Origin of the sequence: Cellulosimicrobium sp. MI9406 (genome assembly GCF_040595865.1) — a bacterium.
GTDB classification, from domain to species: domain Bacteria; phylum Actinomycetota; class Actinomycetes; order Actinomycetales; family Cellulomonadaceae; genus Cellulosimicrobium; species Cellulosimicrobium funkei.
The window spans coordinates 43,251-58,153 of record NZ_JALIZI010000004.1 but is presented as its reverse complement, the minus strand read 5'-3'; the positions used below and the strand labels follow the sequence as shown (position 1 = coordinate 58,153).

16 protein-coding genes and 1 tRNA gene are annotated in these 14,903 nt (G+C 74.2%); 8 read left to right on the top strand and 9 right to left on the bottom strand.

Translation table 11 applies throughout. The features are described 5' to 3' along the window. Positions 1-3: 3 nt before the first annotated feature. The 3 genes from MT994_RS08415 to MT994_RS08405 form a co-directional block, all read right to left on the bottom strand. Positions 4-1,791 carry a S8 family serine peptidase gene (locus tag MT994_RS08415; RefSeq protein ID WP_354805889.1) on the bottom strand — a complete coding sequence of 596 codons (1,788 nt, stop codon included), beginning with the start codon at positions 1,789-1,791 and terminating at the stop codon, positions 4-6. Positions 1,792-1,936: 145 nt separating this feature from the next. After that, the gene (locus MT994_RS08410; protein ID WP_034653625.1) at positions 1,937-2,434 is read right to left on the bottom strand and encodes a hypothetical protein; all 498 of its coding nucleotides are present in this window, start codon (positions 2,432-2,434) and stop codon (positions 1,937-1,939) included. Continuing rightward, positions 2,431-3,066, bottom strand: a complete 636-nt coding sequence (locus tag MT994_RS08405; RefSeq protein ID WP_034653623.1) for a sigma-70 family RNA polymerase sigma factor — start codon at positions 3,064-3,066, stop codon at positions 2,431-2,433. Before MT994_RS08405 ends, MT994_RS08410 begins: the two co-directional genes overlap by 4 nt. Positions 3,067-3,420: 354 nt before the next feature. On the opposite strand from MT994_RS08405, the gene MT994_RS08400 reads away from it, so the two are divergent. From MT994_RS08400 to MT994_RS08390, 3 genes are all read left to right on the top strand, one after another. Next, complete coding sequence (locus tag MT994_RS08400) at positions 3,421-3,828, top strand: DUF4383 domain-containing protein (RefSeq protein ID WP_043659485.1); 408 nt, start codon at positions 3,421-3,423, stop codon at positions 3,826-3,828. After that, positions 3,825-4,379: a hypothetical protein gene (locus MT994_RS08395; RefSeq protein WP_194522164.1), complete on the top strand. Its 555-nt coding sequence runs from the start codon at positions 3,825-3,827 to the stop codon at positions 4,377-4,379. The genes MT994_RS08400 and MT994_RS08395 overlap by 4 nt, the downstream gene beginning before the upstream one ends. Before the next feature lie 210 nt (positions 4,380-4,589). Beyond that, entirely contained in the window at positions 4,590-5,885 is a 1,296-nt protein-coding gene (locus MT994_RS08390) for a glycosyl hydrolase family 18 protein (RefSeq protein WP_354805888.1), read from the top strand. Between the two features lie 116 nt (positions 5,886-6,001). Here the strand turns inward: MT994_RS08390 and rplA are convergent, their stop codons facing one another. The 5 genes from rplA to MT994_RS08365 form a co-directional block, all read right to left on the bottom strand. Continuing rightward, positions 6,002-6,718, bottom strand: a complete 717-nt coding sequence (rplA, locus tag MT994_RS08385) for a 50S ribosomal protein L1 (RefSeq protein WP_074808882.1) — start codon at positions 6,716-6,718, stop codon at positions 6,002-6,004. Between the two features lie 119 nt (positions 6,719-6,837). Continuing rightward, entirely contained in the window at positions 6,838-7,269 is a 432-nt protein-coding gene (gene rplK, locus MT994_RS08380) for a 50S ribosomal protein L11 (protein WP_021482529.1), read from the bottom strand. A gap of 96 nt (positions 7,270-7,365) precedes the next feature. Beyond that, on the bottom strand, positions 7,366-8,223 hold the full coding sequence (gene nusG, locus MT994_RS08375) for a transcription termination/antitermination protein NusG (RefSeq protein ID WP_354805885.1): 858 nt from the start codon (positions 8,221-8,223) through the stop codon (positions 7,366-7,368). Positions 8,224-8,337: 114 nt separating this feature from the next. Further along, positions 8,338-8,565: a preprotein translocase subunit SecE gene (gene secE / locus MT994_RS08370; protein WP_034653782.1), complete on the bottom strand. Its 228-nt coding sequence runs from the start codon at positions 8,563-8,565 to the stop codon at positions 8,338-8,340. A gap of 160 nt (positions 8,566-8,725) precedes the next feature. Beyond that, positions 8,726-8,798 (bottom strand) — tRNA-Trp (locus MT994_RS08365). 205 nt (positions 8,799-9,003) lie between these two features. Here MT994_RS08365 and MT994_RS08360 point away from each other — a divergent pair. The 5 genes from MT994_RS08360 (at position 9,004) to MT994_RS08340 (ending at position 13,966) form a co-directional block, all read left to right on the top strand. Beyond that, a complete protein-coding gene (locus MT994_RS08360) occupies positions 9,004-10,014 on the top strand; it encodes an ABC transporter ATP-binding protein (RefSeq protein ID WP_354805884.1) in 1,011 nt (336 codons plus the stop codon). Further along, entirely contained in the window at positions 10,011-10,868 is an 858-nt protein-coding gene (locus tag MT994_RS08355) for an ABC transporter permease (RefSeq protein WP_168944717.1), read from the top strand. The genes MT994_RS08360 and MT994_RS08355 overlap by 4 nt, the downstream gene beginning before the upstream one ends. Further along, positions 10,855-12,183: a sensor histidine kinase gene (locus MT994_RS08350; protein ID WP_354805883.1), complete on the top strand. Its 1,329-nt coding sequence runs from the start codon at positions 10,855-10,857 to the stop codon at positions 12,181-12,183. The genes MT994_RS08355 and MT994_RS08350 overlap by 14 nt, the downstream gene beginning before the upstream one ends. Continuing rightward, positions 12,180-12,845, top strand: coding sequence for a response regulator transcription factor (locus MT994_RS08345; protein ID WP_354805881.1), 666 nt, complete (start codon positions 12,180-12,182; stop codon positions 12,843-12,845). The genes MT994_RS08350 and MT994_RS08345 overlap by 4 nt, the downstream gene beginning before the upstream one ends. A gap of 101 nt (positions 12,846-12,946) precedes the next feature. Beyond that, positions 12,947-13,966: an adenosine deaminase gene (locus tag MT994_RS08340; RefSeq protein ID WP_034654722.1), complete on the top strand. Its 1,020-nt coding sequence runs from the start codon at positions 12,947-12,949 to the stop codon at positions 13,964-13,966. A 49-nt stretch (positions 13,967-14,015) separates the two neighbouring features. Here the strand turns inward: MT994_RS08340 and MT994_RS08335 are convergent, their stop codons facing one another. Next, positions 14,016-14,786, bottom strand: a complete 771-nt coding sequence (locus MT994_RS08335) for a methyltransferase domain-containing protein (RefSeq protein WP_308821541.1) — start codon at positions 14,784-14,786, stop codon at positions 14,016-14,018. Positions 14,787-14,903 lie beyond the last annotated feature (117 nt).

Below are 14,903 nucleotides of genomic sequence, written 5' to 3'. Positions count from 1 at the left end.
ACCTCATGCGTCGTCACCCGGGGTCGGGACCAGACCCGTCGCCAGGGTAATGGACGGCCACAGCCAGGCGCAGCGGTCCGGCGCGCCCTGGCCGGGCTGCAGGACGCCCGGGTCCGTCGGGTCGTCGGCGATCCGCTCGAGCAGCGACGCCGCGAGCTCGCCCGCGAGGACGGGCGCCGCGAACGACGTCCCGCTCCACGTCGCGAACCCGCCCTGGAACCCCTCGGGGTCGATCGTCGCGCGGTATCCCGGGCCCCACAGCTCCTGGACGTGGCGCGACGGCGCGACGGCGCCGTCGATCGTGCGCGGGATCGTGGACACGAGGGCCGCGCCCGGGCGGGTGCACGTGATCCAGGGGCCGTCGTTGCTGAAGAGCGACACCGTCCCGTCGGGGTTCTCCGCACCGACCGTGAGGACCGGCGGCTCGTCGAGGAGCAGCGTCACCCCCTCGAGCGGCACGGGCGGCTCCGCCTTCCGGTTGATCCGCGGGGCGAACGCCGCGGGGTAGGTCGGGCGGGTCTGCCCGTCGTTGCCCGACGACACCACCACGACGACGCCGTACCGGCGCAGCGCGCGGATGAGCGCCCCGAAGGGGGCGTCGAAGTCCGCGTCCTCCGGGCGCTCGTGGTAGTACCCGAGCGAGAGCACGAGCACGTCGATCGGCGCGTAGCCGTCGTGACCGGACAGGCCGAGCACGTGCCACAGGAGCACGCGGCGCAGCGTCCGCAGCAGGTCGCGCTCCGGCACGATGCCCGACCCGCCGTAGAGACGCGGGGCGAGGATGACGGCGTCCGGGCAGAGCTGGTGCACGAGGCCCGCGATGAACGTCCCGTGGCCCGCGACCGGGTCGAGCGGACCGGTCAGGGGCGAGACGGACACGCCGCCGATCTCCGGGTCCTCGTACGGGTACTCCGTCGGCGGCAGCGTCGACAGCGGCTGACCGAGCAGCTCGGGGTCGCGCACGACGATCGTGCCGCGCGTCTCGAGGTCGTCGTCGAACCACGGGTGCTCGCCGACGCCGGTGTCGAGCACGGCGACGACGGGGCGACGGACACCGTCGCCCGCGACCCACGGCGTGTCCCCCGCGGGCAGCGCGCGGCGCGGCACGGGCCCGATCCAGCTCACGGGCGTGCGGCCGCCCGAGCCCGGCAGGGAGTACTCCGCGGTGCCCGCGAAGGGGTGCGGCTGCGTGTAGGGATGGGGCTGGGTGTACGGGTGCGGCTGCGTGTAGGGGTGGGGCTGGGTGTACGGGTGCGGCTGCGTGTACGGGAACGGCTGGGTGTACGGCTGGCCGCCGATGAACGGGGTCGGCGCGACCATGTGGTCGAGCGCGAGCCGCGGGCTGTGCCGGTCGTCGGGGCACAGCCGTCCACGCAGCTCCTCGACGAGGTGCCAGGCGTCCGGGAGCTGTCCCTGCGCGTCGTCGCGGTAGCGCAGGCGCACGGAGTAGCCGAACGTGCGGAGCAGGTCGGTCGTCGTCTCCGGGTCGAGGCCCGCCTCACGGACGAGCTCGGCGTCGTCGATGCTCTCCTGCTGCACCTCCACGCGGAGGCCGAGACGCTCGGCCGCGCGCTCGAGCCACCGCAGCGAGCGGTTCCCCTCGCGGTCGAACGGCGACTCGGGGATGAGGATGCGGTCGCCCACGTACCAGGTCGGGTGCGGGGACTGCTGCCCGGCGCGACGCTGCGCGGCGACCGGGTCGATCGTGCGGGTGCGCCACTGGAGCCGGCTCGGCCGGTCGCCGAAGAAGCCGGGGTCCGCCGCTGCGGGGGGTTCAGGGGTCTCGCTCACGTGCTCCTCCTCGGGAGATGACGTTCGTCCGGTGCCGCGCGCGTCGTCGTCGACGGGCGGCCGCCCGCGCACCGCTGCGCGGGGAAGCGTTGCTGGTGGTGGTGCGGTCGGTGGGCCGCGGGCGTCGCCCGCGGCCCACCGGGTGCTAGAGCTCGACGACCGGCGTGCTCACGGCACCGCCGGCGCCGTCGGCGCGGCGGACCACGAGGCTCGCCGGGCCGCGGTCGACGGCCTCGAAGACGAAGCGGCCGTCGTCGTCGCTCGTCGTCTCGCTCACCACGCCGGGGCGGTGCAGCTCGACGCGCAGCGCCGTCGCGGGGGCGGCCCAGCCGTCGATCCGGATGCGGCCGTCGTCCGTCGGGGACAGCGAGATCATCACCGTGACGGACTCGGACGTGAACGTGATCGTGCGCGCCTCGACGGGCGGCGCGTCGCCGCGCACGGACGTCGCGGGGGCCTGGACGTACTCCAGCTCCATGACCTCGGCCTCGAGCCCGGCGAGCGTGATCGCGAAGAGCGACCGCTCGACGAGGCCGTCCGGGACGGGGTCGATCTCCTCGGCGATCCGCGCGAGGTCGGCCAGGAGGGCGAGGTCGACGGCGTCGAGCGGCTCGTCGGGGCTGTGCGTCGGCTCGGTGCTCATGATGCTTCCCACGGTTCCCCCTGGTCGTCGATGATGTCGCGCAGCTTGGCGAGGCAGCGGCCCCGCGTGGAGCCGATGCTCCCGACGGGCATGCCGATGGCGGCCGAGATGGCCTTGTAGTCCGGACGGTCGGCGAGCGACACGAGGTGCAGGAGCTGGCGGCAGCGTTCCGGCAGCCGGTCGAGCGCGGCCCAGAGGGAGCGGTCGCGCTCGTTGCGGAGCACCTCGACGTCCGGCGTCGGGTCGCCCGACGGGAGCTCGGGGACGCCCTCGTCGGTGTCGTCCGGGAGCTCGGTGCGCCGTCGGGCCTCGTCGCGGTGCTTGCGCACGGCCTCCCAGGCCGCGCGCTTGGCCGTGATGAGCAGCCACTTGAGGACGGCGTGCGGCTCCTTGATGGTCATCGCGTTGCGCACGAGCGCGACCCACACCGTCTGGACGAGGTCGTCGGCCTGCTCGCGCTCGACGCCCTGCGCGCGCACCGTGTGCCACAGGAGGGGGGACGCCTCACGGACGAAGTCCCCGAGCGCCTCCGGGCGGCCGTCGCGGTACTCCAGGAGCGCGAACGCACCCCGGTCCCCCAGGCTGAGGCCCGGTTCGCCGGTGTCGGCCACCTCGTCGGTCGTTCTGGTCATGGGGCGCACTGTCCTCGGCACGCTCGTCCGGTCAGGCATCAGCGGGGGGTCCCCGGAAGCGCCTGATTCTACGGCCGGGCCGGTGGGGTCGACAACCATCGTCACTGGTCACACCCCTCCCGGCTCGTGCGGTTGCGTCGCATCTCGTCCCTCCGGCACACGGGCGGGAGCGTCTGGTCGGCGCTCCTCCACCCGGACGAGAGGGGCGGACCGCCCGTCTGATACATCGCGGTCGGCTCCGTCCGGAGCGATCCCGGCCCGAGACCCGCACCGACGGACCCGTCCGGATCGCGCACCGCTCCGAACCCGGGGCGACGCGCGGAGAGGCCGCGCGACCACCGAGCGGAGACCACCATGACCTCGTCCCCGAACCGCCTGCTCGCAGCCGTCTTCGGCACCGTCTACCTGCTGGTCGGCCTCGCCGGCTTCGTCGTGACGTCGGGGGTCGGCTTCGCCGCCACCGAGGGCCGCAACCTCCTGCTGTTCGAGGTGAACCCCCTGCACAACATCGTCCACCTCGGCATCGGGGCGGCGCTGCTGCTCGCGTCGCGCAGCGTCCGGGCCGCGCGCGGCACGAACGTCGCGATCGGCGCGGTGTACCTCCTCGTCGGCGTGGTGGGGCTGTTCCTCGTCGACACCGGCGCCAACATCATCGCGCTCAACGGCGCCGACAACGTGCTCCACCTCGCCAGCGCGCTGCTGCTCCTCGGCGTCGGGCTCGCCGCGGACCGCGAGGACGCGGGCCGCACCGTCACGGCATGACGACGCCCGTCCCGACCCGCCGCGTCGGCGCCGCGCTCGCGCTGCTCGGCGCCGGGATCGTCGACCTCGGGCTCGTCCGGGGCGCGTTCCCGGCGCCGTCCGGCCTGCTCGCGCTGGCCACCGGGGCCGGGGAGCTCGTCATCGCGCTCGTGCTCCTCGCCCGCGGACCGCGGCCCGGTCGCGCGACGGCGGTCCCGCGCGTCGGGATCGCCCTGCTCCTCGTCGCGACCGTCGCCGGGATGGCCGTGCCCGTCGCGTCCGGCGTGCCGCTCTCCGCGGGTGCGGCCGCCGCGGCCGCCCTGCGGGTCGCGACGGCGTGCGTCCTCGCCCGCCCGGCGCGCGTCCCCGCCGACGGCCCGCCGGCGCGCGCCGGGGCGCGGCTCGTCGCGCTGTTCTCGGTGTCCGTCGTGGTCGCCGCCGTCGCGACGTTCGGTCTCGGCGGGACCGACGCCGCACGGCACGCCGTCCCGCACGGGTCCCACCTGCCCGCCCTGGGGCACCTGCCGGGGCACGGCGCGGGCCACGACGGCGGGCCCGGCACCGCGCCGTGAGGGCCCGACGGCGGCTGCGCCCGGAGCGTCGCCACGCCTCCCGGAGGGTACGAGTTCTCCCGTAACCGCGGGGCCCGAAGTTCCGGGGAATCCCTCATGCCGCGCGGCGGGCACCGGGCCTAGCGTCGGGAGCGACCCCTGCACCCACACCGCGGGTGCGGACCGGCGAGGCGCGACGACGCGCCCCGCCCGAGCACGAGGAGCACCTCCGTGAGAACAGTCCTCCCCGGCCGCACGCGCGGCCTCACCGGGCGCGCGCTGCGCGCCCTCGCCTCCGTCGTCGCCGCGGCGACCGTCGTCGCGGGCGGCGCGCTCGCCGCCGCGCCCGCGACCGCCGCGGCGCCGTCCGCCGCCCCCGCCGCTCCCGTGAGCGCCGCCGCGCCGTCGGGCAGCACGCAGTGGCTCACCGGCTACTGGCACAACTTCGACAACGGCTCCGTGACGATGCGCCTGTCCGAGGTCCCGCAGGCGTACAACCTCGTGGCGATCGCCTTCGCGGACAACCTCGCCGGGACCCCCGGCGGCATCACGTTCAACCTCGCGAGCGCGGAGCTCGGCGGCTACACCGAGGCCCAGTTCAAGGCCGACGTCACGGCCATCCGGGCACAGGGCCGCAAGGTCGTGATCTCCGTAGGCGGCGAGAAGGGGAACGTCATCGTCTCGAACGCGACCGAGGCGAAGAACTTCGCCGACACCACGTACGCGCTCATGCAGAAGTACGGGTTCGACGGCGTCGACATCGACCTCGAGCACGGCATCAACGCCACGTACATGTCGAGCGCCCTCCACCAGCTCGCGGCGAAGGTCGGTCCGAGCCTGATCCTCACCATGGCGCCGCAGACGATCGACTACCAGGCGACGAGCATGGGGTACTACCAGCTCACGCTCGCGATCAAGGACATCCTCACCATCGTCAACACCCAGTACTACAACTCCGGCTCGATGATGGGCTGCAACCAGCAGGTCTACTCGCAGGGCACGGTCGACTTCCTCACCGCGCTCACCTGCATCCAGCTCGAGATGGGCCTGCGCCCCGACCAGGTGGGCATCGGCGTCCCGGCCGTGCCGCGCGCCGCGGGCGGCGGTTACCAGCCGCTCGCGAACGTCGTCAAGGCCGTCGACTGCCTCGAGGTCGGCACCGGCTGCGGCGCCTTCAAGCCCGCGAAGCCGTACGGCAAGATCGGCGGCGTCATGACCTGGTCGATCAACTGGGACAAGACCAACGGCTACCAGGTCGCGTCCGTGATCGGCGGCCGCCTCGCGAGCGGTCCGACCACGCCCACGGAGCCGACCAACCCCACCGAGCCGACCAACCCCACCAACCCGACGAACCCCACCAACCCCGGGACCTGCACCGCGACCGCGTGGTCGGCCTCCGCCGTCTACACCGGTGGCGCCCGCGTCTCCCACCAGGGCCGCACCTACGAGGCCAAGTGGTGGACCACCAACGAGAACCCCGCGCAGAGCGGGCAGTGGGGCGTCTGGAAGGACCTCGGCGCCTGCTGACCCGGCCGGCACGCCCTCGGGCGACCTGCTGAGACGACGACGGCGCGGCACCCTGGTCGGGTGCCGCGCCGTCGTGCGTGGTGCGGACGGAGGACCGTCCGCGGGGAGGACTGCCGTCAGGCGGCGTCGTCCTCGAGCAGCTTCGTCGTCTTGGACTGGTCCAGCGGGATGCCGGGGCCCATCGTCGTCGCCAGCGTGGCCTTGGTGATGTACCGGCCCTTCGAGGACGACGGCTTGAGACGCAGGACCTCTTCGAGGGCCGCCGCGTAGTTCTCCACGAGCGCCTTCTCGTCGAACGAGACCTTGCCGATGATGAAGTGCAGGTTGCCGTGCTTGTCGACACGGAACTCGATCTTGCCGCCCTTGATGTCCGACACGGCCTTCGCCACGTCCATCGTCACGGTGCCGGTCTTCGGGTTCGGCATGAGACCACGGGGGCCCAGCACCTTGCCCAGACGACCGACCTTGCCCATGAGGTCCGGCGTCGCCACGGCGGCGTCGAAGTCGGTGTACCCACCGGCGACCTTCTCGATCAGGTCGTCGCCGCCGACCTCGTCGGCACCGGCCGCACGGGCCTCCTCCGCCTTCGCCGCGTTCGCGAAGACGATGACGCGGGCGGTCTTGCCCGTGCCGTGGGGGAGGTTGACCGTGCCACGGACCATCTGGTCCGCCTTGCGCGGGTCGACACCGAGGCGGAACGCGACCTCGACGGTCGCGTCGTACTTCACGGTCGACGTCTCCTTGGCGAGACGGATCGCCTCGAGCGGCGCGTAGAGACGCTCGCGGTCGATCTTCTCCTCGGCGTTGCGGTACGCCTTGCTGCGCGTTGCCATCTGCTTCTCCTTCTGCAGTCGTGGTCAGCGGGTCCGCGCGGACCCTGCCACCGTCGCCCGCGGGGTGCGGAGCGACGTCGTGCACGAGGCCGGCACACCGGCCAGGCCTCGGTCCTTCGTCAGCCCTCGACCGTGATACCCATCGAGCGGGCCGTGCCGGCGATGATCTTCGACGCGGCGTCGAGGTCGTTCGCGTTGAGGTCCTCGAGCTTGGTCTGGGCGATCTCGCGCACCTGGTCCGCGGTGATCTTCGCGACCTTGGTGGTGTGCGGCGTCGCCGAGCCCTTCTGCACGCCCGCGGCCTTCTTGATGAGCTCCGCCGCCGGCGGGGTCTTCGTCACGAAGGTGAACGAGCGGTCCTCGTAGACCGTGATCTCGACGGGGATGACGTTGCCGCGCTGCGACTCGGTCGCCGCGTTGTAGGCCTTGCAGAACTCCATGATGTTCACACCGTGCTGACCGAGCGCGGGGCCGATCGGCGGCGCGGGCGTCGCCGCACCGGCCTGGATCTGGAGCTTGATGAGGCCGGAGACCTTCTTCTTGGGAGGCATGACTCTTCCCTGGCTTTCTTCTCGTGGGCCGACGCCGTGGGCGATGACCCGGTTGCAGTACTGCGCTCACGCGGGGCGGCTCGTGCCGCCCGCGCGTCAGATCTTGGCGACCTGGTTGAACGACAGCTCGACCGGGGTCTCCCGGCCGAAGATGGAGACGAGGACCTTGAGCTTCTGGTTCTCGACGTTGATCTCGGAGATCGTGGCGGGCAGCGTGTCGAACGGGCCGTCCGTGACGGTGACCGACTCGCCGACCGTGAAGTCGACCTCGACCGGAGCCTTCGCCGCGGCCTGCGCGGGCTTGCCGGCCTCCGGGGCGGGGGTGAGCATCGGCGCGAGCATCGAGAAGACCTCGTCGAGCGTCAGCGGCACCGGCTGGTGGGTGTGGCCGACGAAGCCGGTGACACCGGGCGTGTGGCGCACGGCGCCCCACGACTCGTCGGTGAGGTCCATGCGGACGAGGACGTAGCCGGGGATGCGCACGCGTCGGACGATCTTCTTCTGCGCGTTCTTGATCTCGGCCACCTCCTCCATGGGGACCTCGATCTGGAAGATGTAGTCCTCCATGTTCAGGCTCTGGATGCGGTTCTCCAGGTTGGCCTTCACACGGTTCTCGTAGCCCGCGTAGGAGTGGATGACGTACCAGTCGCCCGGCTGCGAGCGCAGCGTGCGCTTGAACTCCGCGACCGGGTCCTCGATGACGTCGCCGTCCTCGTCGGCCGGGCGGACCTCGTCGGCCTCGTCGTCGTCCGACGGCTCGTCGTCGTCCGACGCGTCGTCGGTCTCGTCAGCGGCGTCGTCCGTCGCGTCGTCGTCGGTCTCGTCAGCGGCGTCGAGGGCCTCGTCGGCTCCGTCGACCGCCGGGACGTCCGTGGTCTCGTCGACGTCGTCCTGGGCACCCTCGGGCTGCGTCGGGTCGACGTTCTCCGTCTGGTCCAGCGACTCCTGGGACACGAACGAACCTGCTTTCTCAACGAACTGCTCGAAGACTTCTTCTGGAAGCGCCGACGGCGCCCCGAGAGGCGCCGGCTGCCGTGCTGACCCGGCCTGGCCGGGGAAGGTCGTGCGCTAGCCGAAGACCCACCGGACGGCCTGGCCGATCCCCAGGTCGAGGACGGTCACGAACGCCATGACCACGACCACGAAGACGAGGACCACCGTCGTGTAGGTGATGAGCTCGGACCGCGTCGGCGTGACGACCTTGCGGAGCTCGGCGACCACCTGGCGCACGAACAGGGCGATGCGCGCGAAGACGTTGGGCTTCTTGTCCGCGGACGGACCGCCCTTCTTCTTCACCTCGTCGGCGCGTGCACCGCCTGCGCCCACGGCCTCTGACGGCGATTCGCTCACTCGATCTTCCCCATCGCTCACGTACGGGACCTGCTCGAACCCTCGGTGCGACCCGGTGCCGGGCCGCGCGCGGATCCCGGGAAGGTCCCGCGAGAGCCACGCCGTGCAGGGTAGACAGGACTCGAACCTGCAACCTGCGGTTTTGGAGACCGCTGCGCTACCAATTGCGCCACTACCCTTCGTGCCGACGGCGCCCCGCACGGCCCCGCTCCCTGGACGAAAGTCGTCTCACGGGCGCGGACCAGCGTGGCGGGCGTCAACCACCGAGGGATCACTGTACGCGACGCGGCGCCCCTGGTCGAACCACCGTCCACCGATCGGTGGACACGAGGTCCGGACGAACGGGCGTCGCGGGCCGGGGCCCCGCGCCGACACGCTGGTCCCATGACGACGACACCCCTCCCCGCCGGCCCCCGCGGCGCCGGCTCCGGCCCCGGCGCCGGGCAGAGCGGACCGGCCGTGGACGTGCGCGGCCTGCGCAAGCGCTACGGCCCCAAGCAGGCCGTGGACGGCATCGACCTGCGCGTCGAGCGCGGCGAGATCTTCGCGGTCCTCGGCCCCAACGGCGCCGGGAAGACCACCACGGTCGAGATCCTCGAGGGCTTCCGCCGCCGGGACGCGGGCGAGGTCCGCGTGCTCGGCGAGGACCCCCAGACCGCGGGCCGCGCCTGGCGCTCGCGCCTCGGCGTCGTCCTCCAGGACTCGCGCGACCAGGCCGAGCTCACGGTCGCCGAGCTCGTCCGGCACTTCGCGACGTTCTACCCGACGCCGCGGGACCCCGACGAGGTGATCGACGCCGTCGGCCTGCGGGAGAAGGCCCGCACGCGCACGCGCCAGCTCTCCGGCGGGCAGCGCCGACGGCTCGACGTCGCGCTCGGGATCGTCGGCCGGCCGGAGCTGCTGTTCCTCGACGAGCCCACGACGGGGTTCGACCCCCAGGCCCGCCGCGCGTTCTGGGCGCTCGTCCGGTCGCTGCGCGAGGACGGCACGACGATCCTGCTCACGACGCACTACCTCGACGAGGCGGCCTACCTGGCCGACCGCGCGGCCGTCGTGCGATCGGGGCGGGTCGTGGCGCTCGACGCGCCCGACCGCCTCGGGGGCGCGGAGGCGCGCCGCCCCGTCGTGCGGTGGCTCGACGGCGGCACCCGGCGCTCCGAGCGCACGGGCTCCCCCACCGCGGTCGTCGCGGCGCTCGCCGCGCGGTACCCCGACGGCGAGGTCCCCGGGCTCGAGGTGACGCGCCCGAGCCTCGAGGACGTCTACCTCGAGCTCATCGGCGAGCCGGCCGCGTCGAGCGACCCGGCCCCCGCCCCCGACCGGCCCGGCGCACCCGCCGCGGCCCGCACGCCCGACGACGCGACCGTCGTCGTCCCCGAGGAGGCCCGACCGTGACCGTCGCCCCGACCACGCGCGCACCGCGCGCCGCCCTGCCCGGGGCCGCCCGCCTCGGCATCGAGCGCACGCGCGCCGAGCTGCGCGGGTTCTTCCGCGAGCGCGACGCGGTCGTCTTCATCTTCACGTACCCGCTCATCATGCTCGCGATCTTCGCGACCGTGTTCGACGGGCAGGACCAGGGCGACGCGGGCTACTCCGTGCCCTTCGCGCAGTACTTCCTGCCGGGCATGATCGCGACGGGCGTCATGCTCACGAGCTTCCAGTCGCTCGCGATCTCGATCGCGGTCGAGCGTGACGACGGCGCGCTCAAGCGCCTGCGCGCGACCCCGCTGCCCGCGTCGGCGTACTTCTACGGCAAGGTGGGCCTGGTCCTCGCGACCTCGATCGTGCAGACGGCGCTCCTGCTGCTCCTCGCGGCCGTCGTGTACGACGTCCCGATGCCCTGGGACATGCCCGACGCCGCGACCCGGCTCACGACGTTCGCGTGGGTGTTCGTGCTCGGGTGCGCCGCGGGCGCCGTGTGCGGGGTCGCGTTCTCGTCGCTGCCGCGCTCGGGCCGCTCCGCCACGGCGGTCGTCACGCCCGTCGTGCTCGTGCTGCAGTTCATCTCCGGGGTGTTCTTCGCGTTCTTCGCGCTGCCCGCGTGGATGCAGACCGTCGCCTCGGTGTTCCCGCTCAAGTGGATGGCCCAGGGCATGCGCTCGGTCTTCCTCCCCGAGCAGGCCGCGGCGCTCGAGCCGTCCGGGTCGTGGCAGCACGGCGCGACCGCTGCTGTACTGGTCGCATGGCTGGTCCTGGGGCTCGTGGTGGGCGCGCGGTCGTTCCGGTGGCGGCGCCGTGACGACGGCTGACCCGCCCTCGCCCGCGGGCGGGCTCCCGGCGGCCGATGCCGGAGCCGGGATCGAGGACGGGGCCGGGGACGGTGCAGCCCCGGCCACGGCCCAGCTCGACGGCGCCTGGGCGCGCGACGTGCGCTGGTGGGACGTGGCGTTCTACGTCATCGTCGTGCTCAGCGCGCTCGCGCTGCTCACCGCGGGCGTCGCCGGCACGGCCCTGCTCGTGTCGCTCGCCGCGCTCGGGACGATCCTCCTGGCCTACCTCGCGTGGGGGCGGCGCGCGGCCCGCACGCGCGCCCAGGTGCCGGCGCACCTCTACCTCGTCGTCGCGATCGCCGGGACGCTCGTCGTCGTCGGGCAGGACGCGCTCGGCACGCTGCTGCTGTTCGCCGTCTTCACGCAGATCTGGATGCTCTCGGAGCACCTCTGGGCGCAGGTCGTGCTGTGCGTCGCGCTCGCGGCCGGTACCGCGCTCGCGCTCGCGTTCGACCCGGCGACGGGGCGCGTCGAGCCCGACGAGCTCGCGAGCGCCGCGCCCCAGATGGGCGTCGCGCTCGCGTTCGCGCTGAGCCTCGGGCTGTGGACGGCGCACACGATGCGGCAGTCGGAGCGGCACGCGCGCCTCGTCGACGCGCTGCGCGCGACGCAGGCCGAGCTCGCGCGCTCGCACCACGAGGCGGGCGTGCTCGCGGAGCGCGAGCGGGTCGCCCAGGAGATCCACGACACGCTCGCCCAGGGGTTCACGAGCGTCGTCATGCTGGCGCAGGCCGCGAGCGCCGACCTGGACCGGGGCGCCCGGGACGCGGCGCGCGAGCGCCTCGCGCTCGTCGAGTCGACGGCGCGCGACAACCTCGCCGAGGCCCGGGCCCTGGTCGCGGCCTCCGCGCCGGCCCCGCTGCAGGGCAGCACGCTCGGGGAGGCGCTGCGCCGCCTCGCGACGCGCTTCACCGAGGAGACGGGGACGCGCGTGGAGCTCGCGGCCGACGACGTCCCGGGACTGTCGAGCGCCGAGGAAGTCGTGCTGCTGCGCTCGGCCCAGGAGGCGCTGACGAACGTGCGGCGCCACGCCGGGGCGGGCACGGTGCGGGTCGGGCTGCGCCACGACGCGGACGGGACCCTCCTGGAGGTGTGCGACGACGGTCGCGGGCTGCCCGACGACGCGGCCGAGGGCTACGGTCTGCGGGGCATGCGCGAGCGCGTCGCCGCGGAGGGCGGCAGCCTTGAGGTCGGGCCCGCGCCGGGCGGGGGCACGCGCGTCGCGGTGCGGCTGCCCGCGACGGGCGTGGGCACGGGCCGGACGGCCCCGACGAGGCGAGGAGCGGTGCGGTGACGGGGACGACCGGCCGGGACGGCGCGGTGCGGGTGCTCGTGGTCGACGACCACCCGGTCGTGCGCTCGGGCATCGTGGGGATGCTGGCCGCCGAGCCCGACCTCGCGGTGGTCGGGGAGGCGGGCGACGGCGCGCAGGCGGTGGAGCTCGCGCGCGAGCTGGCGCCCGACGTCGTGCTCATGGACCTGCGGATGCCCGTGCTCGACGGCGTGGGCGCGACCGCGGCGATCGTCGGCGCACCGGTCCGCGGGCGCGGGGCGGCGGGGCCGCGCGTCGTCGTGCTCACGACGTACGAGACGGATGCCGACATCCTGCGGGCCGTCGAGGCGGGCGCCACCGGCTACCTGCTCAAGGACACGCCACGCGAGGAGCTCGTCGCAGGCGTGCGCGCCGCTGCGCGGGGACAGACGGTGCTAGCACCGAGCGTCGCGACGCGGCTCGTGACGTCGGTGCGCGGGACGGAGCGGCTCACGGACCGGGAGGTCGAGGTGCTGCGGCTCGTGGCCCGCGGGCTGTCGAACGCGGCCGTCGGACGCGAGCTGTTCATCGCCGAGGCGACCGTGAAGACGCACCTGCTGCGGGCCTTCGCCAAGCTCGGCGTGGACGACCGCACCGCCGCCGTGACGGTCGCGATGCAGCGCGGGTTCCTCCCCGGGGCGTGACGCGCGCGGGCGCCGTCGGCACCCCGACCTGCGGCGGGACCTGCGCCGCGGTCGACCCGCGCCCGACGGCGGGCGCCGTGCGCCCGTGACAGACTCCCGCTGTGCGAGACCTGGCGACGCTCCCGAAGGCCCACCTGCACCTGCACTTCACGGGGTCCATGCGGCCCGACACCTTGCGCGACCTCGCCACGCAGTACGGCGTGCGGCTCCCCCACGCGCTTGTCGACGGCGACCCGCTGCGCCTGCCGCCCACCGAGCGCGGCTGGTTCCGGTTCCAGCGCCTGTACGACGCGGCGCGCGCGTGCGTGCGGTCCGAGGCCGACATGCGGCGCATCGTGCTCGAGGCGGCGCAGGACGACGCCGCGGAGGGGTCGGGGCGGCTCGAGATCCAGGTGGACCCGACGTCCTACGCGCCGTTCGTCGGGGGCATCACCCCGGCCGTGGAGATCGTGCTCGACGCCGCCCGGTCCGCGAGCGCCGCGACGGGGACGGAGGTCGCGGTGGTCGTCGCGGCGTCGCGCACGCGGCACCCGCTCGACGCGCGGACCCTCGCGCGGCTCGCGGCACAGTACGCGGGCGAGGGCGCGGGCGAGGTCGTGGGGTTCGGCCTGAGCAACGACGAGCGGCGCGGCGACACGGCCGAGTTCGCGCGCGCGTTCGCGATCGCGCGACGGGCGGGGCTCGCGTCGGTGCCCCACGGCGGCGAGCTCCTGGGCCCCGGCCACGTGCACGAGGTCGTGCGCGAGCTGGTCCCGGACCGCCTGGGCCACGGGGTGCGGTCGGCGGAGGACCGGCGCGTCCTCGACGACGTCGTGGACCGGGGGATCGCGCTCGAGGTGTGCCCGGCGTCGAACGTCTCGCTCGGCGTCTACGAGGAGGCGGGGCAGGTCCCGCTCGGCGCGCTCGTCGACGCGGGCGCGCAGGTCGCGCTCGGCGCGGACGACCCGCTGCTGTTCGGGTCCCGGCTCGTCGGGCAGTACGAGACGGCGCGGCGCGAGCACGGGTTCTCCGACGCGGAGCTCGCCGACCTCGCGCGGTCGTCGATCCGGGCGAGCCGGGCGTCGTCGGGCACCAAGCGACGGCTGCTCGCGGGCGTGGACGACTGGCTCGCGGCGGGCTGACGCCCGCGTGCGCGCGGGCCGCCGGGGATCGGCGGGCTGACGCGAGCGGTCACGCGCGCGTCGCGACGACGAAGACGCGACGGAACGGCAGGAGCGTGCCTGCGCCGCGCTCCGGGTACGCGTCCCGCAGCGCGGCGGCGTACTGCGCGACGAACGCGTCGCGCAGGTCGTCGGGGAGGGCCTGGAGCACGGGGCGGGCGCCCGTCGCGGAGACCCAGCGCAGCACGGGGTCCGGGCCGTGGAGCACGTGGACGTACGTCGTCTCCCAGGCGTCGACGGTCCAGCCGAGGGTGGTGAGCGCGTCGAGGTACACCTCGGGGTCGTGCGCCGCGGGGCGCTCGACGCCCGCGGCGTGCGCCGCGTACGGGGGTCGGGCAGCGAGCTCGCGCAGGAGCCGGTGGCTCGGCGCGTCGTGGTTGCCGGGGACGGAGAACGCGAGCGCGCCGTCCGGGGCGACGTGGTCGGCGAGCCGGGGAAGCAGGTCGAGGTGGCCGGGCACCCACTGGAGCGTCGCGTTGCTCACGACGACGTCGGCGGGCGCGGGCGGCGCCCACGAGCGCACGTCCGCGAGCTCGTACCGCACCCAGGGCGCGGACGCGTCGCGCCGGGCGGCGGCCACCATGGCCGGCGACGCGTCGATCCCGGTGATCGCGGCGTCGGGCCAGCGCGCGTGCAGGAGCGGGGTCAGGTGGCCGGGGCCGGACCCGAGGTCGACGACCGTGCGCGCGTCGACGGGGACGCGCGCCACGAGGTCGGCCATCGGGCGCGTGCGCTCGTCGGCGTGGCGGAGGTAGAGGGCAGGGTCCCAGTCGCGTGGCATGACGACTCCGTCCGGTCGCAGTATCTAGACGTCAACAATCTTGACATCAAGATATACGCGTCCTCCCGGCTCGTCGCGCGGACTCTCATGTGCGTCTCATCCGGCTCTCCGATACTG